Annotated in this window: 26 protein-coding genes, 1 tRNA gene and 1 pseudogene; 18 read left to right on the top strand and 10 right to left on the bottom strand. The window is 65.9% G+C overall.

Going from position 1 to position 24,544, the window contains the following annotated elements; translation table 11 throughout:
• The first annotated feature begins 2 nt into the window (after positions 1-2).
• The 7 genes from scpB (at position 3) to K6L26_RS14955 (ending at position 5,580) form a co-directional block, all read left to right on the top strand.
• A complete protein-coding gene (gene scpB / locus K6L26_RS14925) occupies positions 3-740 on the top strand; it encodes an SMC-Scp complex subunit ScpB (RefSeq protein ID WP_019343801.1) in 738 nt (245 codons plus the stop codon).
• A 1-nt stretch (position 741) separates the two neighbouring features.
• The gene (locus K6L26_RS14930) at positions 742-1,485 is read left to right on the top strand and encodes a pseudouridine synthase (protein ID WP_003884497.1); all 744 of its coding nucleotides are present in this window, start codon (positions 742-744) and stop codon (positions 1,483-1,485) included.
• On the top strand, positions 1,482-2,168 hold the full coding sequence (gene cmk / locus K6L26_RS14935; protein WP_221853304.1) for a (d)CMP kinase: 687 nt from the start codon (positions 1,482-1,484) through the stop codon (positions 2,166-2,168). Before K6L26_RS14930 ends, cmk begins: the two co-directional genes overlap by 4 nt.
• The gene (gene der, locus K6L26_RS14940; protein WP_036387047.1) at positions 2,165-3,583 is read left to right on the top strand and encodes a ribosome biogenesis GTPase Der; all 1,419 of its coding nucleotides are present in this window, start codon (positions 2,165-2,167) and stop codon (positions 3,581-3,583) included. Before cmk ends, der begins: the two co-directional genes overlap by 4 nt.
• 89 nt (positions 3,584-3,672) lie before the next feature.
• Complete coding sequence (locus tag K6L26_RS14945) at positions 3,673-4,440, top strand: sulfite exporter TauE/SafE family protein (RefSeq protein WP_275084086.1); 768 nt, start codon at positions 3,673-3,675, stop codon at positions 4,438-4,440.
• 15 nt (positions 4,441-4,455) lie between these two features.
• On the top strand, positions 4,456-4,605 hold the full coding sequence (locus tag K6L26_RS14950) for a hypothetical protein (RefSeq protein WP_165608664.1): 150 nt from the start codon (positions 4,456-4,458) through the stop codon (positions 4,603-4,605).
• Between the two features lie 57 nt (positions 4,606-4,662).
• The gene (locus tag K6L26_RS14955) at positions 4,663-5,580 is read left to right on the top strand and encodes a sulfite exporter TauE/SafE family protein (protein WP_036387050.1); all 918 of its coding nucleotides are present in this window, start codon (positions 4,663-4,665) and stop codon (positions 5,578-5,580) included.
• Here K6L26_RS14955 and K6L26_RS14960 read toward each other — a convergent pair.
• Positions 5,577-6,338: a FadR/GntR family transcriptional regulator gene (locus tag K6L26_RS14960; protein ID WP_051752073.1), complete on the bottom strand. Its 762-nt coding sequence runs from the start codon at positions 6,336-6,338 to the stop codon at positions 5,577-5,579. The genes K6L26_RS14955 and K6L26_RS14960 overlap by 4 nt on opposite strands.
• A gap of 99 nt (positions 6,339-6,437) precedes the next feature.
• Here K6L26_RS14960 and K6L26_RS14965 point away from each other — a divergent pair, with 99 nt between their 5' ends.
• From K6L26_RS14965 to K6L26_RS14975, 3 genes are all read left to right on the top strand, one after another.
• A complete protein-coding gene (locus tag K6L26_RS14965; RefSeq protein WP_221853305.1) occupies positions 6,438-7,328 on the top strand; it encodes a carbon-nitrogen hydrolase family protein in 891 nt (296 codons plus the stop codon).
• Positions 7,329-7,338: 10 nt separating this feature from the next.
• Complete coding sequence (locus K6L26_RS14970) at positions 7,339-8,712, top strand: APC family permease (RefSeq protein ID WP_085141651.1); 1,374 nt, start codon at positions 7,339-7,341, stop codon at positions 8,710-8,712.
• 94 nt (positions 8,713-8,806) lie between these two features.
• Positions 8,807-8,880: transfer RNA gene (locus K6L26_RS14975), tRNA-Pro, on the top strand.
• A gap of 118 nt (positions 8,881-8,998) precedes the next feature.
• Here the strand turns inward: K6L26_RS14975 and K6L26_RS14980 are convergent.
• The gene (locus tag K6L26_RS14980) at positions 8,999-10,546 is read right to left on the bottom strand and encodes an FMN-binding glutamate synthase family protein (protein ID WP_036389693.1); all 1,548 of its coding nucleotides are present in this window, start codon (positions 10,544-10,546) and stop codon (positions 8,999-9,001) included.
• 203 nt (positions 10,547-10,749) lie between these two features.
• Between K6L26_RS14980 and K6L26_RS14985 the strand changes: the two genes are divergently transcribed.
• The 5 genes from K6L26_RS14985 (at position 10,750) to K6L26_RS15005 (ending at position 14,203) form a co-directional block, all read left to right on the top strand.
• A complete protein-coding gene (locus K6L26_RS14985) occupies positions 10,750-11,340 on the top strand; it encodes a TetR/AcrR family transcriptional regulator (RefSeq protein WP_221850629.1) in 591 nt (196 codons plus the stop codon).
• Positions 11,337-12,161: an alpha/beta fold hydrolase gene (locus K6L26_RS14990; RefSeq protein WP_085141650.1), complete on the top strand. Its 825-nt coding sequence runs from the start codon at positions 11,337-11,339 to the stop codon at positions 12,159-12,161. The genes K6L26_RS14985 and K6L26_RS14990 overlap by 4 nt, the downstream gene beginning before the upstream one ends.
• 115 nt (positions 12,162-12,276) lie before the next feature.
• Complete coding sequence (locus tag K6L26_RS14995; RefSeq protein ID WP_076213818.1) at positions 12,277-12,975, top strand: hypothetical protein; 699 nt, start codon at positions 12,277-12,279, stop codon at positions 12,973-12,975.
• A 113-nt stretch (positions 12,976-13,088) separates the two neighbouring features.
• Positions 13,089-13,493, top strand: coding sequence for a MarR family winged helix-turn-helix transcriptional regulator (locus K6L26_RS15000; RefSeq protein WP_165763134.1), 405 nt, complete (start codon positions 13,089-13,091; stop codon positions 13,491-13,493).
• The gene (locus K6L26_RS15005; RefSeq protein ID WP_019348146.1) at positions 13,490-14,203 is read left to right on the top strand and encodes an NAD(P)-dependent oxidoreductase; all 714 of its coding nucleotides are present in this window, start codon (positions 13,490-13,492) and stop codon (positions 14,201-14,203) included. Before K6L26_RS15000 ends, K6L26_RS15005 begins: the two co-directional genes overlap by 4 nt.
• A 1-nt stretch (position 14,204) precedes the next feature.
• On the opposite strand, the gene K6L26_RS15010 is transcribed toward K6L26_RS15005, so the two are convergent.
• Together K6L26_RS15010 and K6L26_RS15015 are read right to left on the bottom strand one after the other, a co-directional pair.
• A complete protein-coding gene (locus K6L26_RS15010; protein WP_064894315.1) occupies positions 14,205-14,558 on the bottom strand; it encodes a hypothetical protein in 354 nt (117 codons plus the stop codon).
• Positions 14,555-15,292 (bottom strand): hypothetical protein, encoded by a 738-nt coding sequence (locus K6L26_RS15015; RefSeq protein WP_234788422.1) that lies wholly within the window; start codon positions 15,290-15,292, stop codon positions 14,555-14,557. Before K6L26_RS15015 ends, K6L26_RS15010 begins: the two co-directional genes overlap by 4 nt.
• Before the next feature lie 236 nt (positions 15,293-15,528).
• On the opposite strand from K6L26_RS15015, the gene K6L26_RS15020 reads away from it, so the two are divergent.
• Positions 15,529-16,005 (top strand): hypothetical protein, encoded by a 477-nt coding sequence (locus tag K6L26_RS15020; protein ID WP_019343672.1) that lies wholly within the window; start codon positions 15,529-15,531, stop codon positions 16,003-16,005.
• Between the two features lie 6 nt (positions 16,006-16,011).
• On the opposite strand, the gene K6L26_RS15025 is transcribed toward K6L26_RS15020, so the two are convergent.
• From K6L26_RS15025 to K6L26_RS15035, 3 genes are all read right to left on the bottom strand, one after another.
• A complete protein-coding gene (locus K6L26_RS15025) occupies positions 16,012-18,891 on the bottom strand; it encodes an MMPL/RND family transporter (RefSeq protein ID WP_076213829.1) in 2,880 nt (959 codons plus the stop codon).
• Positions 18,888-19,334, bottom strand: coding sequence for an MmpS family transport accessory protein (locus tag K6L26_RS15030; RefSeq protein WP_109789987.1), 447 nt, complete (start codon positions 19,332-19,334; stop codon positions 18,888-18,890). The genes K6L26_RS15025 and K6L26_RS15030 overlap by 4 nt, the downstream gene beginning before the upstream one ends.
• A 149-nt stretch (positions 19,335-19,483) precedes the next feature.
• On the bottom strand, positions 19,484-20,083 hold the full coding sequence (locus K6L26_RS15035; protein WP_234814393.1) for a VldE C-terminal domain-containing protein: 600 nt from the start codon (positions 20,081-20,083) through the stop codon (positions 19,484-19,486).
• A gap of 398 nt (positions 20,084-20,481) precedes the next feature.
• Here K6L26_RS15035 and K6L26_RS15040 point away from each other — a divergent pair.
• Positions 20,482-21,846 (top strand): annotated as a pseudogene (locus tag K6L26_RS15040) (flavin monoamine oxidase family protein).
• Between the two features lie 5 nt (positions 21,847-21,851).
• Here K6L26_RS15040 and K6L26_RS15045 read toward each other — a convergent pair.
• The gene (locus tag K6L26_RS15045; RefSeq protein ID WP_165763133.1) at positions 21,852-22,022 is read right to left on the bottom strand and encodes a hypothetical protein; all 171 of its coding nucleotides are present in this window, start codon (positions 22,020-22,022) and stop codon (positions 21,852-21,854) included.
• 76 nt (positions 22,023-22,098) lie between these two features.
• Positions 22,099-22,737, bottom strand: a complete 639-nt coding sequence (locus K6L26_RS15050) for a TetR/AcrR family transcriptional regulator (protein ID WP_036389696.1) — start codon at positions 22,735-22,737, stop codon at positions 22,099-22,101.
• An 80-nt stretch (positions 22,738-22,817) separates the two neighbouring features.
• Here K6L26_RS15050 and K6L26_RS15055 point away from each other — a divergent pair, with 80 nt between their 5' ends.
• Positions 22,818-24,032: an oxygenase MpaB family protein gene (locus K6L26_RS15055; RefSeq protein ID WP_245008597.1), complete on the top strand. Its 1,215-nt coding sequence runs from the start codon at positions 22,818-22,820 to the stop codon at positions 24,030-24,032.
• A 23-nt stretch (positions 24,033-24,055) separates the two neighbouring features.
• Here the strand turns inward: K6L26_RS15055 and K6L26_RS15060 are convergent, their stop codons facing one another.
• Positions 24,056-24,457, bottom strand: a complete 402-nt coding sequence (locus K6L26_RS15060; protein ID WP_221850631.1) for a hypothetical protein — start codon at positions 24,455-24,457, stop codon at positions 24,056-24,058.
• Positions 24,458-24,544 lie beyond the last annotated feature (87 nt).

Raw genomic sequence — 24,544 nt, forward strand, 5'->3', positions numbered from 1 at the left:
CAATGACTGACGAGATCTCCGATTCCGGAGAGCGGTCCGATGATGCCCCGGGTGAGGTGACCCCGGTCGGAGATGACCTGGGCATCGATGTGGCGACGGTTCCCGAGCTCGAAGACGGTGAGCTGGGCGCTGTGTTGGAAGCGCTGCTGCTGGTGGTGGACACGCCCGTCACGGTGGATGCGCTGGCCTCGGCGACCGAGCAGCCCGCCTACCGGGTGATGGCCAAACTGCGCCTGATGTCCGAGGAACTCGCGGCCCGGGACAGCGGCATCGACCTGCGCGAGGCCGCCGGCGGTTGGCGGATGTACACCCGGGCGCGGTACGCCCCATACGTCGAGCGGCTGCTGCTCGACGGAGCCCGATCCAAACTGACCCGGGCTGCCCTGGAGACTCTGGCCGTGGTGGCCTACCGGCAACCGGTGACCCGGGCGCGGGTGAGCGCGGTGCGCGGCGTGAACGTGGACGCCGTGATGCGGACCCTGGTGGCGCGCGGTCTGATCACCGAGGCGGGCACCGACCCCGACACCGGTGCGGCCACCTTCGCCACCACCGAGTTGTTCCTGGAGCGGCTGGGCTTGACCTCGCTGTCCGATCTGCCCGACATCGCACCGCTGTTGCCCGATGTCGACGTGATCGACGATCTGAGCGAATCTCTCGGTGATGAGCCGCGATTCGCCAAACTCAACGGCGGTTCGTCTGGTGGCGACCAGCCCATGGCCTTCGACGTGGACAAGGACTGACATGGCTGACGAAGAAGGCGTGCGACTGCAGAAAGTGTTGTCCCAGGCCGGAATTGCCTCCCGGCGGGTGGCCGAACGGATGATCACCGACGGCCGCGTCGAGGTGGACGGCCGGTTGGTGACCGAGCTCGGCACGCGGGTCGATCCGGCGACGGCCGAGATCAGGGTGGACGGTTCGCGGGTGGTGCTCGACGACACCCTGGTGTACCTGGCGATCAACAAACCCCGCGGCATGCTGTCCACGATGTCCGACGAGCGGGGCCGCCCCTGCGTGGGTGACCTGGTGGAACACCGGGTTCGGGGCAACAAGAAGCTGTTTCACGTCGGCCGGCTCGACGCCGACACCGAGGGGCTGCTGCTGCTGACCAACGACGGGGAGCTCGCCCACCGCCTGATGCACCCGTCGTACGAGATTCCGAAAACCTATGTGGCGACCGTGATCGGGACTGTGCCGCGAGGGCTGGGCAAGAAGCTGCGCGCCGGTGTCGAACTGGACGACGGCCCCGCTCATGTCGACGATTTCGCGGTGGTGGACACCGTGCCGGGTAAAACCCTGGTGAAGGTCACCCTGCACGAGGGCCGCAACCGCATCGTGCGGCGAATGCTAGCCGCGGTGGATTTCCCGGTGCAGGAGCTGGTCCGCACCGACATCGGTTCGGTGGCGCTCGGCGACCAGCGGCCGGGCAGTATCAGGGCGCTCAGCCGCAAGGAAGTCGGCGAGCTTTATCAGGCGGTGGGAATGTGAGCGGATCTCTGGTGGTAGCGGTCGATGGACCGGCCGGGACCGGAAAGTCCTCGGTATCAAGAGGTTTGGCGCACGCCCTGGGTGCGAGCTACCTGGACACCGGTGCGATGTACCGCATCGTCACGCTGGCGGTGCTGCGCGCCGGAACGGATCTCGGCGATGCCGCGGCGATCGACGCGGTGGCGTCGGGCGCGGTGATCGGGGTGGGTTCGGATCCCGGTGAGGATCGCGCGTATCTGGCCGGTGAAGACGTCTCCGACGAGATCCGCGGCGACGAGGTGACTCGCGCGGTGTCGGCGGTCTCTGCGGTGCCCGGGGTGCGGGCCCGGCTGGTCGAGCTGCAGCGCGAGTTGGCGGCCGCGGGCGGGCGCGTGGTGGTCGAAGGCCGTGACATCGGCACCGTGGTGCTGCCCAAGGCCGACGTCAAGATCTTCCTCACCGCCTCGGCCGAGGAACGGGCCAGGCGCCGCAACGCCCAGAACGTCGCGAGCGGGCAGCCCGACGACTATGAGGCCGTGCTGGCCGACGTGCAGCGGCGCGACCACCTGGATTCCACCCGGGCCGTGTCGCCGTTGCGCGCGGCTGACGATGCCCTGGTGGTCGACACCAGCGACATGGACCAAACACAGGTCGTGGCACACCTTCTCGACCTGGTGACCCAGCATGCGGGGGTGCGGCGATGAGCGTCTCTGACGGAGACGGCACCTGGTCGGACGAAAGCGACTGGGAGTTCAGCGACGAAGTCGCCGAGGTGCTGGAGGAGGCCGCCTCGCCGCCGCCGGTGCTGGCCGTCGTCGGTCGGCCCAACGTCGGGAAATCGACTCTGGTGAACCGGATCCTGGGGCGTCGCGAAGCTGTCGTGCAGGACATCCCCGGGGTCACCCGCGACCGGGTGTCCTACGACGCGAACTGGTTGGGCCGCCGTTTCACGGTGCAGGACACCGGGGGATGGGAACCCGACGCCAAGGGCCTGCAGCAACTGGTGGCCGACCAGGCGCTGGTGGCGATGCGCACCGCCGACGCGATCATCCTCGTGGTCGATGCCGTGGTCGGTGCCACCTCCGCCGATGAGGCCGCGGCCCGGATGCTGCGCAAGTCGGGCAAGCCGGTTTTCTTGGCGGCCAACAAAGTTGACACCCAACGGGGTGAAGCCGACGCCGCGGCGCTGTGGTCGCTGGGCATCGGTGAGCCGCACGCGATCAGCGCCATGCACGGCCGCGGGGTGGCCGATCTGCTCGACACCGTGATGGAGAAGCTGCCCGAAGTGTCGGAGGTGGCCGGCAGCGGTGGTGGCGGACCACGTCGCGTGGCGCTGGTGGGCAAGCCGAACGTCGGCAAGAGTTCGCTGTTGAACCGGTTGGCCGGCGACGAGCGGTCCGTCGTGCACGACGTCGCGGGTACGACGGTCGATCCCGTCGACTCGCTGATCGAATTGGGTGGAAAGACTTGGCGTTTCGTCGACACCGCGGGTTTGCGCCGCAAGGTGGGCCAGGCCAGCGGACACGAGTTCTACGCCTCGGTACGCACCCACGGCGCGATTGATGCGGCCGAGGTGGCGATCATGCTGATCGATGCCTCGCAGCCGCTGACCGAGCAGGACCTGCGGGTGCTGTCGATGGTGATCGATGCCGGGCGGGCCTTGGTGATCGCATTCAACAAGTGGGATCTGGTCGACGAGGACCGGCGCTACCTGCTGGACAAAGAGATCGATCGGGAACTGGTGCAGGTGCAGTGGGCGCCGCGGGTCAACATCTCGGCGATGACCGGCCGGGCGGTGCAGAAACTGGTGCCGGCTCTGGAGACCTCACTGGCGTCCTGGGACAAGCGGATCTCGACCGGCCAGCTGAACAACTTCCTCAAAGAGGTGGTGGCCGCGACGCCGCCGCCGGTGCGTGGCGGCAAGCAGCCCAAGATTCTGTTCGCCACTCAGGCCGCCACCCGGCCGCCGACCTTCGTGCTGTTCACCTCGGGGTTCCTGGAGGCCGGCTACCGCCGGTTCCTGGAGCGCCGCCTGCGTGAGCAGTTCGGTTTCGAGGGCAGCCCGGTGCGCATCAATGTCCGGGTGCGCGAGAAGAGGGGCGCACCCAAGAAGCGCTAGCCCGCGATTTGGGTGCATCGAGCGGCGGTGGGCGCCGGTAAACGCACACAAGTTGGGCCGATAGGGTGGCCCGAGTGTCCGTCACCCACATGATCCTGATCGCGCTGGCCGGTGTCGGTGCGGGTGCGATCAACGCCATCGTCGGTTCCGGCACGCTGATCACCTTCCCGACGCTGGTGGCGCTGGGAATTCCGCCGGTCACCTCGACGATGTCCAATGCGGTCGGTCTGGTCGCCGGCGGGGTTTCGGGCACCTGGGGCTACCGGCGGGAGTTGCGGGGGCAGTGGAAGCGACTGCGCTGGCAGATTCCCGGTTCGCTGATCGGCGCGGGGCTGGGTTCCTGGCTGCTGCTGCACCTTCCGGAGAAGGTGTTCGTCACCGTGGTGCCGGTTCTGCTGATCCTGGCGTTGATCCTGGTGGTGGTCGGCCCGCGGATTCAGGCTTGGGCGCGGCGGCGCGCGGAGGCCTCGGGGCAGTCCGCCGATCACGTGAGCGCGCAACGCATGGTGGTGCTGGTGATCGGCACGTTTGCCGTGGGTGTCTACGGCGGCTACTTCACCGCGGCCCAGGGGATCCTGCTGATCGCGGTGATGGGCGCGCTGCTGCCGGAATCCATGCAGCGCATGAACGCGGCGAAGAACCTGTTGTCGTTGCTGGTCAACATCGTGGCCGCGCTGGCGTACACGATTGTGGCGTTCGACCGGATCAGTTGGGAAGCAGCGGGGCTGATCGCGGTCGGTTCGTTGATCGGCGGCTTCCTGGGCGCGCACTACGGTCGCCGGCTCTCGCCGAACGCCTTGCGCGCCGTGATCGTGGTGGTGGGCCTGATCGGGCTGTACCGATTGCTCACGGTCTGAGCCACTCTTGTAGTCTTGATCAGTCTGTCTAACGACGAGGGAGAGGGGTGGCCGGTGGCCGAGCGCGCATACCGCACCGCACCGTCTGCCCTGGCTGCTCTCGAGCCGTTCTGGCCGTCGCGCCGGTTGATGGCTTTCGACGAATGGTGTCGCGCGCGCATCTGATCCGCGCCCGTCAATCGTCAGGTCGTTTCGCGACCACAATCGAAAGCAGCCGAACCCATGCGTTCGCTTCTGATCTTCACGCTCGTCGGCCTCGGGGCCCAGCTGGTAGACGGTGCCCTCGGGATGGCCTTCGGTGTCACGGCCTCGACCCTGCTGGTGCTCAGCGGTGTCGCTTCGGCGCAGGCCAGCGCGGCGGTGCACCTGGCTGAGGTCGGCACGACACTGGCGTCGGCGGTGTCGCATTGGCGCTTCAAGAACATCGACTGGCCCATGGTGGCCAAGCTCGGGATCCCCGGCGCGGCAGGTGCGTTCGCCGGTGCCACGGTGCTGTCGTCGCTGTCCACGGAGTCGGCCGCACCGCTCATGGCGGCGATCCTGCTGGGCATCGGACTCTACGTGCTGTTGCGTTTCTCGCTGGGCAAGCCGCTGACGCTGGGGGAGCACGGCACGAGCCACAGTGCGAAGTTCCTGGCCCCGCTCGGCCTGTTCGGCGGTTTCATCGATGCGTCGGGTGGCGGCGGCTGGGGCCCGGTGACCACCAGCACCCTGCTGTCGCAGGGCAAGACCGCGCCGCGGACCGTCATCGGTTCGGTGAGCGCTTCGGAGTTCCTGGTCGCGGTGTCGGCGTCGATCGGTTTCCTGGTCGGGCTGCGCCAGGAGTTCCTGGAGAACTGGCCCGTGGTGCTCGGGCTCATGGTCGGCGGCGTGATCGCCGCGCCGATTGCCGCCTGGTTGGTCAGCCGGATCAATCCCGCGCTGCTCGGTACCGCTGTCGGCGGGGTCATCTTGCTGACCAACAGCCAGAAACTGGTGCACTACTTCGGCGTGCACTGGCCGTGGTCGACGGGGATCTACACGCTCATCGTGGCGGGGTGGGCAGCCCTGGTGGTTCGCGCCTGGCAGACGTCGAGGGCGCCGCGCGATGTCGACGATTCGGTGGTCACCGCGGTCGAAGCGCCGGCGGCACGCCGCTAGCCCGGCACGTTCGCCGGCTGCGGCAGGCCGACATACATCGTGTTGTGCAACGACAGCACGTGATTGCGGGCAATCTCTGAGGCGGCCCGGCTGTCACGTCTGCGCAGCGCCTCCACCAGCTGGGCGTGCTCACGGTTGGACTGGTGCAGATAGTCGATCGGGTATGGAATGAAGTACCGGTACAGCCCGTGCAGTACGTCGCAGTAGGTGTGCATCGCCCAGTCGAGACCGCTTGCCGCCGCGACTGATTCGTGGAAGCGCTGATCGGCACTGTGGAAGCCGGTCCAGTCGGTGGATGCGGCGGCCTCGGCGACGATCGCCGCGAGCGTATCGAGTTGCGCATCGGTGGCGGCCTGAGCCGCAGCGGCACTGAGCGCGTCCTCGGCCAGTGCCCGCAGGTCGATGAGGCGGCGCACCTCGAGGGCATCGGCGCGGTACGTGGCCGATGGGCGATCGGTTGCGGGCATGGCCTGGACACCGCTGTGCGCGACGAACGTCCCGCCGGCCCGGCCGCGGCGGCGAACCACCAGGCCCTCATCGGCCATCGTCTGCAGGGCCCGGCGGACAGTTGCGACGCTGACGCCGAGGGCTCGGGCGATGTCGGGCTCGGCAGGCAACCGTTCCCCCTCGGCCATGAGTCCCAGCTCCATGGCCAGCTCGAGGCGGGCCCGCACTGTGTCGGCCGCGCTGAGTCGGGTGATGCCCGCGACTGCGGGGGCGCTCAGCGCCGGATGCGCTTCACCCACCTGCAACGTCATGGGCCTCAGGGTACGTCAGCTATTGCCCTATTTGCTCATACTGAACTAATATCTCGGCTAAATTCGCTCATTCTGGGTTATTAATGCGTCGGAGGTTCTGTGTCTGCAACGATCACGGTGGCTGCGGTCCAGGCCGCGCCGCTCGACGTGGCCGGCCTGCCGGTTTTCGGCCGCAACGACACCGTCGCCCAGTTCGCCGACGACGTACTTCGGGTGCGGTCTGCGGTGACGGGCCCGGCTCTGATCGTCTATCCCGAGATTCACCTTTTCGGCACCGAAGACGCCGACATGCTGGCCGCTGCCGCCGAACCACTTGACGGCCCCCTGTGCGCCGCCCTCGGTGAGGTGGCCCGCACCGCCGACGCCTGGCTGATTCCGGGCTCGCTTTGTGAGCGCGGAGAGAACGGCGAATTGTTCAACACCGCACCGGTATTCGCGCCCGACGGGCGGCTCGTGGCGTCCTATCGCAAGGTCTTCCCGTGGCGGCCGTTCGAGCAGTACACGCCCGGCGACCGTTTCGTCACCGTCGACATCCCAGACGTCGGGCGGCTCGGGCTGTCCATCTGTTACGACGCCTGGTTCCCGGAGGTGAGCCGCCATCTCGCCTGGATGGGGGCCGACGTGATCGTCAATGTCGTCAAGACCACCACTGACGACCGGAGCCAAGAACTGGTGCTCGCCCGCGCCAATTCCATTGTCAATCAGGTGTTCACGGTGAGCGTCAACTGCGCCGGCCCGATCGGCAAGGGTCGCAGCATCATCGTCGACCCGGAAGGTGATGTGCTCCAAGAGGACTCAGGCGATGCCCCGGGTGTGCTCTACCAGAGCCTGGACTTCGGGGCCGTTGCCGCCGTACGTGAGCGCGGCACCGCCGGCACCAACCGCATGTGGGAGCAGTTCGGACCGTCCGACCGCCCGATCGCCCTACCGCTGTACAACGGCCGCATCGACCCGCGGAGCTGGTCACCGTCGAACCGTCCTGCCAACTGAAAGGCCTTCCATGACATCACCATCCGCCGGGCAGCCGACTCTGGTGCGCGCCCTCGGGTTGCGCTCGCTGGTGCTCTTCGGACTGGCCTACATGACGCCGTTGATCGTGCTCGGCATCTTCGGAGTAGTGGCGTCCACCACGTCCGGAGCGTCGGCTTCGGCCTACCTGATCGCCTTGGCCGCCATGCTGTTCACCGCATCCAGCTATGGCCGGATGGCAGCCGCGTACCCGGTGTCGGGATCGGCCTACACCTACGTGCGGCGCACCATCGACCCGCGGGTCGGATTTCTCACCGGTTGGGCGGTATTGCTCGACTACCTGTTTCTGCCCATGGTCATCTGGCTGATCGGGGCGGCATACCTGGACGCCCAGTTCCCGGGGGTCCCCGGCTGGCTGTGGGTGTTGGCCTTCATCCTGATCACCACGGTGCTCAACGTCGTCGGGATCAAAGTCGCCGACAAGGCCAACTACCTGCTGATGGCGTTCCAGTTGCTGGTCATCGGGTTGTTCGTCGCGCTATCGGTGGCCTCGGTCGTCCGCGACAGTGGCGCCGGCGGGCTCGTCAGTGCCGGCCCGTTCAGCGGGATCGGCGCCAGCATCGGGGGAGTGACGGCCGGCGCGGCCATCGCGGCCTACTCGTTCCTCGGGTTCGACGCCGTCACCACCTTCACCGAGGAAGCCGTCGAGCCGCGCAAGAACATGCCGCGCGCCATCTTGTTGATCGCGCTGATCGGCGGCGCCATCTTCCTGGTCATCGCCTACACCACCCAATTGGTGCACCCCGGTGGCGAATTCGCCGACTCCTCGTCGGCCGCACTGGAGATCGCCAAGCAGATCGGCGGCAATCTGTTCGGGGCAGTGTTCCTCGCGGGCCTGATCCTGGCCCAATTCGCGTCCGGCATCGCGGCACAGGCCTCCGCGTCGCGGCTGCTGTTCGCCATGGGCCGCGACGGCACCTTGCCCCGGTCGGTGTTCGGCACGCTGAGCGCCAAGTTCCGCACCCCGGCGGCCAACCTGGTGATGGTCGGCGCGGTGGGCCTGCTGGCGATGTTCCTCGACGTGGCGACTTCGACCTCTTTCATCAACTTCGGCGCCTTCGTCGCGTTCACCCTCGTGAACGTGTCGGTCATCGTCTACTACTTCCGCCACCGGGCCGCCGGTGAGTCACGCAGCCCCCTGCTGTACGTCGTCGCGCCCGCGATCGGGGCGGTCATCACGTCGTATCTGCTGCTGCAACTCGACGCCCGGGCGATCACCCTCGGGCTGTGCTGGCTGGGTCTGGGCATCATCGTGCTGGCCGTGACCAGCCGCGGTTTCAAGAAGCTGCCACCGGAGATCGCGGTCGATGAGGCGGAGGCGGCCACCGCCCAAACTGTCGTGTAGCGAGGGCCGACGTGTGACCGGTGGGGCGGATTAGATCAAGGGCGGGAGGCTACGGTAAGCTTTCGACTCGCTGCCGGTGCAAGCCGGAAGCAAGCGGGCTGTGGCGCAGCTTGGTAGCGCACTTGACTGGGGGTCAAGTGGTCGCAGGTTCAAATCCTGTCAGCCCGACAACGAAAAAACCTCTCCGACCAGGATCGGAGAGGTTTTTTATTTTCTGGAGGAAGAGGGGCTTCCCGCACATTCACCCACCTGCCTCGCTCGTGGTCGTTTCGTGCGGCGTCGACGCCTACAGGGCTATCCCCGGAAGGGGTGTGGAGCGGATCGCCATCAACTCGACGATCGCTGCCTGGTCGGCGACCGAGGGCAGACCCCAACCCTTCTCGTAGTCGTAGACCTCCCGCAGGGAAGTCTTGGAGCTGACGCCTTCGAGGATGTCCAGGTCGTCGGTGGCGATCAGGCCGGGATGTTCCACGCCGCATGCCTCGGACACCTTCAGCAGATCGCGGCGCAGGGTCTTGATGTAGTTGGCGGCCCGCTCCGACTTCAGTGTGGGGTCGAGCCCCCTTGCCAGCCAGGGGTTCTGGGTGGCGATTCCGGTGGGGCAGGTGTCGGTGTGGCATTTCTGCGACTGGATGCAGCCGATCGACAGCATGATCTCGCGCCCGACGTTGACCATATCTGCGCCGAGTGCGAACGCGACGACGGCGTTGTCGGGAAGGCCGAGTTTGCCCGAGCCGATGAAGGTCACCAGATCGCTGATGCCGGCTTCTGCGAACCGTTTGTATACCTCGGCGAAGCCGATGCGGAACGGATAGGCCACTGACTCGCTGAAGATCAGCGGCGCCGCACCGGTACCGCCCTCTCCACCGTCGACGGTGATGAAATCGACCCCGCGCTGCCCGGAGATCATGTTGGCCACCAGGTCGTCCCAGAACTCCATGTTGCCGACCGCTGACTTGATCCCGACGGGCAATCCGGTTTCGTCAGCGATGAACTCGACCCAGTCGAGCATGCTGTCGACGTCGTGGAACTCGGTGTGGCGTGAGGGGCTCTTGCAATCCACGCCCTGCGGAATGCCGCGAATCTCGGCGATCTCCGGAGTCACCTTCGCGCCGGGCAGCATCCCGCCGAGGCCGGGCTTGGCTCCCTGGCTCAGCTTGATCTCGATGGCCTTGACGGGGGCGGAGTCCACCACGTTCTTCAACCGGTTGATGTCGAAACGCCCATGCTCGTCTCGGCACCCGAAGTAGGCCGTGCCGATCTGGAGGATGAGGTCGCCGCCGTTGCGATGATGCGGCGACAGGCCGCCCTCTCCGGTGTTGTGCATCGAACCGGCAAGAGCCGCGCCCTTGTTGATCGCCTCGATTGCTTTCGCCGACATCGACCCGAAGCTCATCGCCGATACGTTGACGACCGATTGCGGCCGAAAAGCCTTGGCTCGCCTTCGCGGGCCACCGAGGACCTTGGCCGCCGGGATGGCGCTGGAGGAACGCGCGGCGGCGTCGGTGACCGCGGCGAACGTGCGGTGCTTGATGATCGGGTAGCCGGGCGTGTACTCGACGTTGTTGTCGGTGCCGAAGCCGTAGTAGTTGTTCTGCAGCTTCGACGACGAGTAGATCCAGCGCCGCTGGTTGCGGCTGAACGGGCGCTCCTCGTCGTTACTCGCCACGATGTACTGGCGTAGCTCGGGGCCCATCTCCTCGAGCAGGTATCGAAGGTGCCCCACCACGGGGAAGTTGCGAAGAAGCGCATGAGGCTTCTGCGTGAGGTCGTACGCGGCAAGTGCCGCGATCCCGACGACTGGGGCCGCGGGCAGGATGCGCTTCCAGTTCATCTGCACCGGAAGACGATAACGCCGTTGATCGGACGGGTCCGGCCGAAAAATCGTGTCGGTAGACGATGGCCATCAAACCGTCAGCCGACGTTAAGGAACACGTCTAGACGAGGCGACGACAGCACACGCGAACGCTCATGGTGGGCTGCAGGCACTGAAGCGGGCCAATCAATAACCAAGTAATCCTCTGTTGAGGTAGAGTGATGCTCGTGCCGCGATCTCGGAGTGACGCTCGTAGCAGGCTCGTCACCGCCGCCCGTCATCGTTTCGCCGTCGACGGTCCACTGGTTCCCACGCTCGATGAGGTTCGGCGGGAAGCCGACGTCAGCGTCGGGGCGCTCTACCATCACTTTGCCGACAAGCAGTCGCTGGTCGCCGCCGTCTACGCCGAGCTCATGGGTGAATACCAGCAGGGCTTCATCGATACCCTCGCGCGGAACGACACGGCGCGGGAGGGGATCTGTGCCGTCGTGGCCTATCACCTGCGCTGGATTGCCGAACATCGGATAGAGGCGAGGCTGCTGCTGGGGGATCGCATCGACAGCCCTCAGTTGCAGGAGCTGAATCGGCGATTCTTCGACGCGGTGCAGGCATGGTGGAAGCCGCACAGCACCTACGGAGTGTTGCGCCCCATGAACCTCGGGGTGACCGCCGCGCTGTGGCTCGGGCCCGCGCAGGAATACAGCCGCTACTGGATCACCGGATCGCAGACTCGAGTACCGCCTGCGATCGTCAAAACGTTCTCCGAAGCTGCTTGGGCGAGCTTACGAATCGATGATGGAGGCAGGGCATGAAAACGGTTGACCTGCCTGCCGGCCCTATCGCGTACGGCGACACCGGCGGTGACGGGCCAGTCCTGGTGTTCGGCCACGGATTGCTCATGGATGGGCGCCAATGGCGCAAGGTGATCCCGTTGCTTGCCGAATACCGTTGCATCACGCCCACCCTGCCTCTAGGCGCTCACGTGTCGCCGATGAGAGCCGACGCCGACCTCACCGAGACCGGCGTGGCCCACATCCTCGCGGACTTCCTCGACGCGCTGAATCTCAGCGGCGTCACGCTGGTCTTGAACGATTGGGGTGGAGGTCAATTCATCATTTCCGAAGGTCGAGACGCGCGGATCGCAAAGCTGGTGTTGGCGTCGTGCACGGCCTTCGACAACTATCCTCCGAAGCCGGCCCGGCCGGCATCGCTGCTGTGCCGCTTGCCGGGCGGGGGATGGGTTCTCACCAGGATGCTCAACACTGCGTTCTTCCGGCACAGCACCAGGGCCTACGGCGCACTGAGCAAGACCCGGATCCCTGACGAACTGTTCGACGACTGGTTTCAGCCGGCCCGCGAAAACCCCTATGTACGAAGGGATCTGGTCAAGTTTGCCATCGGCGCGCCGCCGCGAGAGCGCCTGCTCGAAATGTCGTCGCGCATGAGTTCCTTCGACCGGCCCGTGCTGGTGATCTGGGCTAGCGACGACCAGATGATGCCCCTGGCGCACGCCGACCGGCTGGTCGATCTCTACCCGCAGGCGTCAAAGCAGATCGTCGACGACTCTTGGACGCTCATTCCCGAAGATCAACCCCGCGTCATGGCCGATGCGCTGCGTGCCTTCGTGGGATGAACTCGCGGTCAAGCCTCGGGTCGCGCTGAGCATTGCGGTGGTCCCCGACTCGGCATAAAGTACGAGTTACGTAATATTCGAGTTACGTACTAAATTGCCTTCGAGGGAGCGCATCATGCGTGACGGCTATCCACCTCCACCATTCGGTCCGGTCATCCCCGGGGTGTTCATCTACGCGGCCTGGCGCGTCGACCCGGCGCGGGTGGGCCCATTCCTGCGCGTCAGCACCGCACGCGCCAAAGCCCTCGACGGACTACGGGAGGTGGCTGGCAGCCTGGCCGCACGCTCAGAAGTCGTGGGCGTGAATCTCTTCGAAACCACCGCCATCGTGCCCATCCCGGGCGCGCCCCAGCATGACATCGTCATGCTGATCCACGTCCGTGACGTGCCGGCAGCCACAGCGCTGCGGGGTGATGCCACTATCACTGCCACGAATCCAGCGATGACGTTCACAGCCCGCAACGGCGCGAGGTTCGGGATCACGGACAACGGGTTGCCCGGATCGAACGTCCTGCTGAACCACTTCACCGGGACGATCGAGGAGTCATCCGCCGTCAATGCCTGGCGGACGTTATCGGCCTGGTTCGTCGCCAAGACCGGTATCGACAACTCGACACTGCTGGCTCCCGATCTGTCGGCGCCGTATGTGTTGGTCAACTACGCCCGGATCCCCGGCACTGTCGCGGCATTCATGGCCCGGCAGCTGCTGCGTCCCAGTTTCTACCGCTACGTGCGTCCGCTGCTGGCTCGGCACCACCTCACCTCCCTGCCCATTTTCGTACGGACGATCGATCTACCGGGACGGCCACGATGAACCCGCGTCGCGAGACCCGCGACAGCGATGGCGTGCCAGACGCGGCTGATCCCACTCGGCTACGAACCGCGGTGCAGGACTTGCGTATCGCGTTGGCTCTGAGCACGCGCAAAGTGGCTGCGGTCGCCGGCCTGAAAGAGTCCGATCTGGAGGTGCTCGACGTTCTGACACGCGGGGGGCCGCAGTCGCCAAGTGCGTTGGCGCGCAGGCTCTCAATGCAGCCGGCCACCATGACCGGGGTGCTGCGTCGCCTCGAAGACGCCGGCTGGGTCATCCGCCGTCATCATGACCACGACCGCCGCAGCGTGGAGATCGAATCCGTCGGTCACGCCCGTCTCTCGGATATCTACCGTGACGGCAGCGCTCGGATGGATGCGCTTCAGGCGGCGATGACTCCCGCGCAGATCTCCACCGTGCTCACGTATCTGACGGCTGCCTGCGAAGCGGTCGCAGAATCCACCGCAGCGCTGCAGGTTTCACCGAACCACGACTGCGCCGAGAACAAGGGAACATTGTGAAAGTCACCCTGCTCGGAGCTAACGGGCCCACCGGACGCTTGCTGCTGACCAAGCTGCTCTCGGACGGGCACGACGTCACCGCCATGGTGCGACGGTGTCCGGATTTTCCAACGCACGCACCGCGGCTACGCGTGCTCCACGGAGACGCCACTACTCCCGCCGACGTCTCGGCAGCTCTCAGCGGGGCCGAAGCCGTGGTGTCCGTCCTGGGCACCAGTTTCAGCCGGCGCCCCATCCACTTGTATTCGTCTTCAGCGCAGGCGATCTGCTTGGCGATGACGGCGGCCGGGACCGGCCGGCTGGTCACCACCAGCTCGGCGGCCCTCAGTGCTTGGACCGACCCGAACTGGACATGGGCTGAACGAGTGGTCGGGCGGCCCATCCTCGGCTATCTGGGACGCACCTTGTACGCCGATATGGCCCGCATGGAAGCCATCGTGGGTGCCAGCGGCCTGGATTGGACGATCATGCGTCCACTCGGGCTGGCCACCATGGACTCACCTACCAGCTACCGCATTGCCGAGGATCACATCGCGGGCCGCCAGACGGCTCGCCGTGACCTCGCCGCGGCCATCGCCGACCAGCTGACCAGAACTGATTACCACCACAAGACCGTAGCCGTGGCGACGGTGGACAAACATCAATCCCTGGCGCGCACTCTGTGGCGCGAGGGCATCAAGCCCAACCTTCCCACCGCCGCGCGGCGCTGACCTACCCGGACGCCGTCCGACGAACCTCGCCCTGCCCCGCCACCAGTTCGAGACTGTCACCGACGTCAACCGTGACCACCGCTGTCGCCTGAAAGAGCCCATAGAAGTCATCGGTCCTGGCGAAGGTGTGGGCGCGGGAGAACAGCGGCTGCACGTCGAACACCCGCACCCGCAGCTTTTCGCGCGTGAGTCTGCCCAATTCCCGGCCGGATTCGGGGTCGGTGATCACTTGATCCGACTCGGAGAGCACGGCAAACACCATGCCGGGGACGACACCTGCCTCAGCGCCACGATTGATGACCAAGGTGTAGTCATCCTCGATGAGCGCTACCTGACCGGTGAGGCGATCGTTCATGACGCCGCCAGAGAGTTGCTCTCTCGCAAGGATTTCGGTGCCGAACCGGCCCGGATTCGCGGCCGCGGCTCATGGCTTTCCACGGACAGCAGCGCGTCGATGTGGTTCGTCTCGTCCCGTTCGGTCCCGAGCGTGAGCTCGACGGCGGTCTTCGCCTGAAACAGGGCGATCATCGCGTGTTGCTGACGTTCGGCGCCGAAGGCGGTGAGGGCGATCGCCAGCTTCTTGTCGACATACTCGACCGACCGCTGAAGCTCCGGCGTCGAAGGCCCGGCGGCCGACTGTTCCACTCCCGCCGCGGGCTGAGTGTCGAGGCCGGTGTACCAGCGGTGTCCGAGCACGCCGAGAGTAAACGAGCACACCGGGACCACCATGACGATGCAGAGCAGCCCGAGAGGGTTCTGCATGGTAATCGCGCCGACGATGCCCAGCAGCATGGTCACACTCGCCACGGCCAGCAGGCGCACCGTCGGCGGCACGGCCTCGACGGCACGGGACAGCCGGCCTGCAACGCGGCCGCCGTACCGAGCGGTGGACGCGATGGCGCCGCCGACGGCTGTGCCGGCCCGCAGGGCGAGCCGGCCCGCCTCGTCGGCTTTCTTGCGCGCCACCTCTGGCTTGGGCATCGACCACACGCGCTGTTGCGGCTGCGCGTCGGCAACCGGCTGCGGTTCACCCTGTGCCTGGTCGGTTTCGGCACCGGACGTTTCGGGCGCCGGCGCACCGTTTGTCACATTCGCATCAACAACCACATCTGCATCATCGCGCCGGTTGGGCCCGACGCCGGTTGCGGCGCGCCGAAGTCTCGGCAATTCCCCGGCAAAGCCTGACGGCGAATCTCTCCTGTCAATGCCCTGTAAGCCGGTTCCGTCGGGTCGCATCCGCGAGTAGCGTCGTTAGCAACGCTAGGTAACCGGCCGTAGTTTTGTGGATTTCGACGGTGGCGCATAGGAGAGCAGAGGAGCGGCGAGTGGATCTCGGAATCTGGGGCGATCTCACGATCCTCGCCGGCGTCATGGCAGTGACGTTCGCCGCGTGTGTGTTCGTGTACATCGGCCGGTTGGAGAAGAGAACTCCCGCTTCGTTGGGTGAGAAGGTCGGCGCCCACAAGGCGGTGCTGGCCAAACTGCGCAAGCGTGAACCGATGTCCCAGGACGAGTACGACTATGCGACCGAGCTGGTTACCGACGCCCGCTCGCCGCTGGCTTACGCGATCCCCGCCGTCCTGTTCAGCATGGGCTTCTTCTACGTCGTCGGCTGCCTGTACGAGCTGCACGTACACGGCGGCAACCCATCCTTCCGCACCTTCATCGGCGGGATCCCGATGCTGACGTCGATGAACATCGCGGCGCAGCTGCGCCGGGTCGCCGGATTGAAGGGGAAGTTGCGGGCCATCGACGTGACCGAGGAACAACCGGATCAGCTGAGCCCCGCTGCGCGCGCCTGACTGTCGTTACTTCTCGGGCGGAGCTGCCGGGTCGCCGTCTTCCCACAACAAGAGCTGGCGTACCGATGCACGCGAACCATAGGGCTGAAGCATCTGGCTCGCGGGCCGGGGCCGCACCCGCAGCGGCCACCAGAACCAGCGCCCGAGCAGGGTGGCGATGGCCGGGGTCATGAACGAGCGCACGATCAGCGTGTCGAACAACAGACCGAGCGCGATCGTGGTGCCGATCTGTCCGAGGATCCGCAAGTCGGCGAACACGAACGAGGCCATGGTGGCCGCGAACACCAGACCGGCCGACGTCACCACCGCCCCGGAGCCGGCCATCGCCCGGATGATGCCCGTGTTGAGGCCGGCACCGATCTCCTCTTTGAAGCGGGAGACCAGTAGAAGGTTGTAGTCCGACCCCACCGCCAACAGCAGGATCACGGCCAACGCGAGCACGATCCAGTACAAGTCGATGCCGAGAATGTCCTGCCAGATCAGCACGGACAGACCAAAAGAGGCTCCCAACGACAGCGCCACGGTGCCGACGATGACAACCGCGGCAACGATGCTGCGGGTGATGAACATCATCACCAGCAGGATCAACGTGAGTGCGGCGATCGCCGCGATCATGAGGTCGTACTTGGCGCCGTCCTGAATGTCCTTGTAGGTGGCGGCAGTACCGGCGAGGTAGATCCTGGAGCCCGCCAGTGGAGTGCCCTTGACGGCATCCTTGGCGGCGTGCCTGATGGCGTCGATGTGCGAAATGCCTTCAGGGGTGGCGGGATCGCCGTCGTGCGTGATGATCATGCGGGCGGCTTTGCCGTCCGGGGACAGGAAAAGCTTGAGACCACGCTGGAACTCGGGATTGGTGAACGCCTCCGGCGGCAGATAGAACGAGTCGTCGGTCTTGGACGCGTCGTACGCCTGGCCCAACGCGGTGGCATTCTGCAATGCCGCCGCACTCTGGTCGTTGAGACCTGAATTGGTGGCGTAGTTGGTCATCGTCAGGTCCCGATTGGTCTGCTGACTGGCGATCTGAGGCGGAATCAGCGCCAACAACTTCGGTTGCAGTGCGTCGAGCTTCGCGATACTTCCCGAGACGTTGCCCAGCTGGTCGGTGAGTGCGTCGATGCCGTCGAGCGCATCGAACACCGACCGCAGTGCCGCGCACATCGGGATGTCGAAACAGTGTGGCTCCCAATAGAAATAGTTGCGCAGCGGTCGGAACTGGTCATCGAAGTCGGCGATCTTGTCACGCAGGCTCTTGGCCGTGGCGACCGTTTCCTGGAACGCCTTACTCTGCTCGTCGGTGATGGCGCTGGACTGCTGCTGCAGTGCGTACTGCTGGCGCAGGACGTCGATCGAGCTGTTGATCACGTCCACCTGCTTGAGCATGTCGGCGGTGCGGGCCTGCTGGAACGGCAGATTGTTGATCTGCGCGGCGCTGCTCGCGCTGATCTGAAACGGAATCGAGGTGTGGTCCAGGGGCGTGCCCAGTGGGCGGGTGATCGATTGCACCTGGGCGATGCCGTCGGTGTGAAACACCGCTTTGGCGACGCGCTCCAACAGGATCATGTCGGTGGGGTTTCGTAGATCGTGATCGGCTTCGATCATCAGCAGTTCGGGATTCAGCCGGGCCTGCGAGAAGTGGCGTTCGGCGGCCGTGTAACCGACATTGGCCGGCGCATGGGCGGGCATATATGGCCGGGCGTCATAGCTTGTGGCGTATCGCGGTAACGCGAGCAGACCGATGAGGGCGATCGCGATCGTCACCACCAGGATGGGCCCGGGCCAACGGACGATGGCGGTGCCGACGCGTCGCCAGCCCTGGGTGCGCATGGCGCGGGCCGGCTCGAACAAGCCGAAGTGGCGGCCTATCACCAGCAGGGCCGGTGCGAGGGTCAGCGCCGCCAAAACGGCGACGAGAACGCCGATTCCAGCCGGGACACCGAGGCTGTTGAAGTAGGGGAGACGAGTGAACGTCAGGCACAACACCGCGCCGGCGATCGTCAGACCCGACCCCAGGATGATGTGCGCGGTCCCGTGATACATCGTGTTGAACGCCGCGAGGCGGTCCTGCCCGGCATACCGCGCTTCGTGAAAGCGGCCGAGGATGAAGATCGCATAGTCAGTCCCCGCGGCAATAACCAAGAGGGTCAACAGATTTGTCGAATAGGTCGACAGTTCGATGATTCCGGCGTTGGCCAGCACTGCGACGACGCCGCGCGATGCGGTCAACTCGATCATCACCGTGAAAATGACCAGAATCGCCGTCGTGACCCGTCGGTACAGCGACAGCAGCATCACCAAGATCACGCCCAGGGTGATCAGCGTGGTTTTCAGGGTGCCCTGCCGGCCCACCTCGAACTGGTCGGTCACCAGGGGAGCGGGCCCGGTGACGTAAGCCCTGACACCCGCGGGCGGTGGCGTGTCCTCGACGATGCGGCGCACCGAGTCGACCGACTCGTTGGCCAGCGATTCCCCCTGATTGCCGGCAAGGTACACCTGCACCAGGGCGGCCTTGCCGTCCGAACTCTGCGAGCCGGCCGCGGTGAGCGGATCGCCCCAGAAGTCCTGGATGTGCTGGACGTGCCTGGTGTCCTGGCGGAGCTTTTGGATCAACCCGTCGTAGTAGTGGTGCGCGTCGGCACCGAGCGGCTGGTCGCCTTCCAGGACGATCATCGCCGAACTGTCCGAATCGAATTCGTCGAACACCTTGCCGATGCGTTTGGCGGCCTGCAATGACGGCGCGTCCTGCGGGCTCAGCGATACGTTGTGTGACTCGGCGACGGTTTCCAGCTGGGGCACGAACACATTCGTCACGACGGCCAGTCCCAGCCAGAACAGCGCGATGAGCACCGAGAACCGTCGGATCAGGCCCGGAATCCGCTGGGTGCTCATCCGGATTTGTCCAGGCAATAGGTGAAGGCGTTCAAGGTGTTCACCGTTCTCTCGTCCTTGACCACGTCGTCGATCGTTATCCGGCAACCGATCGAGTCGCTGTTGCCCTGCGCGGAAACGTTCACCGCGACGGCAGGCTGAGTGGTGGTCGTGTCGTAGGCCCAGGGCAGCGTGACGGCGTCGGCGCGCTGCGGTTGGGCATCGACGTCCAGATAGGTGATGGTGGCCACCGTTCCGGGCGGGCCGAACACCTCCACGAGCACATGCTTGGGATTGAACGGAACGATGTCGTTGCCGGAGCCGCTGGGCGTCGAGGTGACGTCCTGGGATGCGAAGATGCCGTGCAGCCGGAAGACCGCGAATCCGGCCAGCGCGATCACCACCACCGCGAGCAGGTACATCCAGCGGCCGAGCAGCCGGCGTCCGATCGAAAACCGCTGCATCCGTGACCCTTTCAATGCGCGGTGAGGAGCGCGGACCGTTGGAACATTCCCCTAGGACGACTAATCAACTAGGTTGACACGGTAGGGCACTGGGTCGGGCGCCACAACCGCGTGGGTCCGAAATTTCCTGTGTATTGCCTGGGAATGGGTTACGTCAGGTACGTTTCGTTCCCGGTCGGGAAGCCGCCGCCGTTGGTGGCGATGTGCACATGGTCGAAATGGTTGGCGGTGTCTCCGCCGCGGTCGGACATCTTCCTGGGAGCCTTGCCGCGGTACAGGATGTGCTGCCGGAAGATCACGTGGTTCACGCCGAATCGATCGGCGTTGTCGAGCACGTAGGCGACGATCCGGTCGCCGAGCGCCTTGCCTTCTGGACTGGCGTAGTTCGGGATCATCACGTCGATCGCCAGTCCGTTGGGGTGCCACTTCATCGAATCGGCCCGGACGCCGCCGATGTTGAGGATCTCGGGAAAGCGCGCACTGACCGCGCGGGCCGCCAGGATGGTCTCCACCTGCAGGCCCTTCTCGGGCGCCCGCCCGACGGGCAGCGGGAAACGCATATTGCGGCGCACGGCGCGCTCGGCGCGTGCGGGCGGAGCTGCGGGCGCCGCCACGGGCTGGACAGCGGGAGCCGGCATTACCTCGGCGCCGCGCTCGGTGGCCGGCCCGGCGTCTGCGCCGACGGCGATGAGTGCGGCGGCAGGCGCGACGACCGCAGCCATGGCTGCTGACCGGCGGCGCCGATCCATTTTCAGACGGTGTCTACCCACGAGGACCGGACCCTACCGGCGGCGGGGAGGAAGGCCGGAATCGCCAGGCTTTGCGGTGCTCTCGATGGCAACCAGTTCGCCGTTCGCACGTCAACTGCCGCTTGACGGAGTCACGGCAACGGGAATCGCGAGATCAATGCGGGATGCATTCTGGAAATTTCCAGGTCAAGATATCCTCACCCGCCCGATGTACGGGCGGACCTCGGGGTCCGGCCGCGCGCTGCCGGTCGCCCGATCGGGGCATGGTGGCAGTGATATGTGCCCGGTAGAGCAAAATTTATGGCATTTACCACACTGTTCGGCCGACAGTGCCCACACCGCGGTTGACGACGGCGTAACTTGAGTGAATCCGGCCCGTCGAAAACGGGGAGGTCACCATGACAGATGTCGACTGTTGCGTAGTGGGCGCGGGTTTCGCCGGTCTGACCGCGGCGTTGCGGCTCAAGCAAGCGGGCCGGTCGGTGGCCCTGCTTGAGGCGCGGGACCGGGCGGGCGGCCGCACCTTCACCGAGGTGTTCGATGACGGAACCTGGATCGACCGGGGTGGGGCCTGGATCGGCCCTGGACAGGACCGCATCAAAGCCCTGATGACCGAGTACGGAGTCGAGGAGTACCAGCAGTTCGTCGACGGCGAGGCGATGATGATCCTCGACGGTAAACAGCACCGGTACTCCGGCACGATCCCATGGGCGATGAGCCCGTGGGCCATCGCGAATCTCGGCGCCGGACTGCTCGAGGTGGAGTTGATGTGCAAGACGATTCCCTTCGAGGCCCCATGGGATGCCAAGCGGGCGGTCGAGTGGGACCGGATCAGCTTGGGGGAGTGAATCAACCGGCACATGCGGTCCCGGCAGGCCCGCGAGATGCTCGACATGGCACTCGCCGGCATATACACGTCGGCGGGCTCCGAGGTGTCATTGCTGTGGGCGCTCCACCAGATGGGATCCGGCGGCGGACCGGGCTTCGTCATCTCCACCAACGGTGGTGCCCAGGATGCGCGCGTGCACGGAGGCATGGGTGCGATCTACGGCCCGATGGCGGCCGAACTCGGTGAGGCTCTGCATGTTTCGCAACCGGTGCACGCCGTCACTCAGGACGACAGCGGTGTGACGATCCACGGTGACGGCATGACGGTACGCGCGCGGCAGGTGATCGTGGCTGTTCCTTTGGCTGTGGCCCACCAGATCCGCTATGAGCCAATGCTTCCCGTGGATCGACTGTTTCTTCATCAGCGGATGCCCAGCGGGGCGGTCTTCAAGATATCGGTCGTCTACGACACGGCATTCTGGCGAGCAGACGGTTTGTGCGGACAGTCCGCGGCGCCCGGGAACCCCGCCACCCTGACCATCGATGCCTGCACCGACACCGGTAGCCCCGGAATCATGTGCGTGATCAGCGAGGGGCCCGCCGCCCGTCGGCTCGGGCTGCTCGATGCCGCCGAGCGCAAAGCCGTGATGATCGCTGAGCTGGTCGACCGGTTCGGCCCGAAGGCCGCGTCACCGGTGAGCTATCACGAGCAGAACTGGACGCTCGAACGGTATTCGGGTGGCGGGATGATCAGCCACGCGCCACCCGGGGTCCTCACGGAGTTCGGACCGGCGCTACGGGCTCCGTGTGGGCGGATTCATTGGGCCGGTTCGGAGAGCTCGGCCATCATGTGCGGCTGGATCGACGGCGCGGTGCGCTCAGGCGAGCGCGCTGCCGCGGAAGTGATGGCAGCCGAGAGTGTAGTGGCGGCGTAACGCGCTCAGCTGTCGGAACTACGCGCCTCGGCCCCGGTCTGCCCGCTGTCGAAATCGTCGTCAGAAGAGGCGCGCCCCACGTAGCTGCCGTCGGTATCTCGGCCGGCGCGGGAGGCGGCCACATGGGTGTCCCGCTCGACGTCTGACTCACCCTTGTCCGAATGTGGATGGCTCATGAGGAGCCTCTCTGTTGGGGTACCTGTTCACCCACAGAGTTGCCGTCGGCGTTCGCGCTAAACGCCGAGGGCCACGCTATTCGCTCGACCGCGTGACCCCGCGCACCACGGCGACACAGAGGTCAGCGCATTCGGCCGCGAGTTCCTCGGGCGTTTCGGTGGGATTCTCAAGCCAGGCTTCGATGATCTGGTTGACGCCGCCGACCATGAACTGCGCGCCCCGGCGCAGCTCGGCCGGCTCGGGAGTGGCCGAGGTCAGCACATCTGGTGCGAGCTGGACGATGAGGTCGGTGATCATCTCCAGGATGTGTGTGCGGTGCTCTGTCAGTCCGGCGACGCTGCTGACGTCGCCGGTGGCAATGCGATGGATGTGCGGGTCGGCCGCGATGATGTTCAGAAATGCGGTGAGGGCCGACCGGAGTTTGTCGGTCAGGGTGCCCGGATTGCCCACCCCGGCGTTCACCAGTGCTGTCAGCAGCTGATCCCGCACGTCGTCGGAGATGGCGTACAGCAACGCGTCTCGCGTTTCGAACTGCTCGTAGAAGTAGCGCGAGGTCAGCCCGGCTGCGGTACAGACGGCACGCACGGTGACTTCGGTGACCCCGGACTCACCCCAGATCTGTCGTCCGGCGGCGAGTAGCTTCGCCCGTCGTTCTGTGCGGCGGTCGGCCGCACTGACGCCGCCGTAGCCACGCATCACTTGCACGCGCTTCATTGACAGCACCCTACCCGGCGCCTACCTTCTGACTACGTACGTAGTCAGTCCTCTCGGTCCGTCTTGCGCAGGAGGTCCTGTTGAACATCCCGGCCCGCCATCCCGAACAACCCGTCGCTGTCCCCACTGCGATTCGGGCGTTCGCGACGATGCTGGGCATTCGCAATCCCGATGCGCAGCAGTGGCGTCGGCTCGGTGAGCGGCTGACAGTCGGAGACGAGCCCATGGACCGCCTGGTCGACTGGATGGCATCAGCCGGAATGGCACAGATGCGCCCGCTGTTCGAAAAGGCGCTTGTCTCCGGTATCGACAACGTGCCCGAGGCCCCGGAACCGTTGCGCGAGTTCTTCATCAGTGTGGAAACCGTCCCGGACTGGGTGGACCGCGCCAAGCTGCGCAAGGGGCAGCGTGCCTTACTGCGGGGCGGATCCGACGGTATGTCCGTCGCACGGGATGTGTCATTGCTCGGCGGTTACCAGTTCTCGGGATTCAACAAGACCCTGCTTCGCACGGGTGCCTTGGAGAAGGGTTCCAACAAGCGCTTCGCCGAGACGATGCAGTGGGCGATGGACGTCATCTCCGAGGGCGGTCTGGACCCGTTGGGCGTTGGCTACCGGTCCACCCTGCACGTGCGGTTGATCCATTCGTTTGTGCGTCGCCACGTTGCGGCCATGCCCGATTGGCGCACCGAGGAGTGGGGCCTACCCGTCAACCAGACCGATATGGCCGCGACGTTGGTCGGCGCGCTCGTCGCCCCACCGGTCGCCACGCTGGGGATGGGGATCCTCCCGGCCCCAGACGAACTCGACGCCATCGCGCACCTGACCCGGTACGTCGGGTGGCTGATCGGCGTGGAGGACGAATGGTTGCCTCGGACATTCCGCGACAGCATCCGCGTGCTGTACCACACGTCCACGGCGCTGGCCGTTCCCGATGAGACGACCCAGCAGTTGTCGGTTCCGATGGCGGGGGATCCGCTGTCGTGGCACTACCGCGGTATCCGGAAACTGCGCCGTCGCCTGGCCTGGGCCCAACACCTTTCGATCACCAGCGCGTTTCTCGGGCCGAGCGCGATGCGTGTCCTCGGCCTGCCAGCCTACATGCCGCCGTGGTATCCGCTGGTGAAGGCGCCGGTCAACGTGATTCGTAGTATCGCGGCGATGACATCGGCGGACCGCATGGACCGCGCGGTGGCTCGCGGACAACGCGAACAACTTGCCTTGCTACACACCATCATCGGAGACAGCGCCGCCACCATCGGCGAGTCCGCGGTCCATGTGAGCAGGGCCGCCTGACCGGCGCTGCCATCCGCTGTGCGCTAGATCCGGACGAACACTCCGGCCTGCGCATCCCAGACGCCCCAGGCTCCGAGATCGGGATTCCAGAACATGGGTAGCCCGTCCGCCCAGTCCGGCAGCGGCGGTGCCGGCGGCGTGCCCATCGGCGGCATCACCGGCATCAACACCCACGGCGGAGGCGCCGCGAACGAAATCCGGTCCTGCGGCATCGGGCCGCCATGGCCGGGAGGCGGCAGAAAACCCTGTCCCGGCGGCAGCGGGTTGCCGGGCACACCGGCATTCACCCCGGGACCCGGAATGGGGGGTATAGGTGGCGGGAACGGCCCGGGCGGATCAGCCTGCGCCAGGCCCGCCCCAAATCCGGCGCCCGCGATCAGCGCTGCGGTCGCGGCGGCTGTCTTGGCTGCGTTCTTGAGTGTCATTTCTGGACTCCTTGCCTTGTTCCATCAAGGAATCCCTGGCGGTTCACAGGTTGAAACGCCGGGGACCTCGCGACCCCCCGCGTGCTT

Source organism: Mycobacterium farcinogenes (assembly GCF_019739075.1).
Taxonomy (GTDB): Bacteria; Actinomycetota; Actinomycetes; order Mycobacteriales; family Mycobacteriaceae; genus Mycobacterium; species Mycobacterium senegalense.

Bases quoted from the DNA above. Each gene is read 5' to 3' on its own strand.
- scpB (WP_019343801.1), top strand. From the start codon at position 3: ATGACTGACGAGATCTCCGATTCCGGAGAGCGGTCCGATGATGCCCCG.
- K6L26_RS14930 (WP_003884497.1), top strand. From the start codon at position 742: ATGGCTGACGAAGAAGGCGTGCGACTGCAGAAAGTGTTGTCCCAGGCC.
- der (WP_036387047.1), top strand. From the start codon at position 2,165: ATGAGCGTCTCTGACGGAGACGGCACCTGGTCGGACGAAAGCGACTGG.
- K6L26_RS14945 (WP_275084086.1), top strand. From the start codon at position 3,673: ATGATCCTGATCGCGCTGGCCGGTGTCGGTGCGGGTGCGATCAACGCC.
- K6L26_RS14955 (WP_036387050.1), top strand. From the start codon at position 4,663: ATGCGTTCGCTTCTGATCTTCACGCTCGTCGGCCTCGGGGCCCAGCTG.
- K6L26_RS14960 (WP_051752073.1), bottom strand. From the start codon at position 6,338: ATGACGTTGCAGGTGGGTGAAGCGCATCCGGCGCTGAGCGCCCCCGCA.
- K6L26_RS14970 (WP_085141651.1), top strand. From the start codon at position 7,339: ATGACATCACCATCCGCCGGGCAGCCGACTCTGGTGCGCGCCCTCGGG.
- K6L26_RS14980 (WP_036389693.1), bottom strand. From the start codon at position 10,546: ATGAACTGGAAGCGCATCCTGCCCGCGGCCCCAGTCGTCGGGATCGCG.
- K6L26_RS14985 (WP_221850629.1), top strand. From the start codon at position 10,750: ATGCTCGTGCCGCGATCTCGGAGTGACGCTCGTAGCAGGCTCGTCACC.
- K6L26_RS14990 (WP_085141650.1), top strand. From the start codon at position 11,337: ATGAAAACGGTTGACCTGCCTGCCGGCCCTATCGCGTACGGCGACACC.
- K6L26_RS14995 (WP_076213818.1), top strand. From the start codon at position 12,277: ATGCGTGACGGCTATCCACCTCCACCATTCGGTCCGGTCATCCCCGGG.
- K6L26_RS15010 (WP_064894315.1), bottom strand. From the start codon at position 14,558: ATGAACGATCGCCTCACCGGTCAGGTAGCGCTCATCGAGGATGACTAC.
- K6L26_RS15025 (WP_076213829.1), bottom strand. From the start codon at position 18,891: ATGAGCACCCAGCGGATTCCGGGCCTGATCCGACGGTTCTCGGTGCTC.
- K6L26_RS15030 (WP_109789987.1), bottom strand. From the start codon at position 19,334: ATGCAGCGGTTTTCGATCGGACGCCGGCTGCTCGGCCGCTGGATGTAC.
- K6L26_RS15035 (WP_234814393.1), bottom strand. From the start codon at position 20,083: ATGGATCGGCGCCGCCGGTCAGCAGCCATGGCTGCGGTCGTCGCGCCT.
- K6L26_RS15045 (WP_165763133.1), bottom strand. From the start codon at position 22,022: ATGAGCCATCCACATTCGGACAAGGGTGAGTCAGACGTCGAGCGGGAC.
- K6L26_RS15050 (WP_036389696.1), bottom strand. From the start codon at position 22,737: ATGAAGCGCGTGCAAGTGATGCGTGGCTACGGCGGCGTCAGTGCGGCC.
- K6L26_RS15060 (WP_221850631.1), bottom strand. From the start codon at position 24,457: ATGACACTCAAGAACGCAGCCAAGACAGCCGCCGCGACCGCAGCGCTG.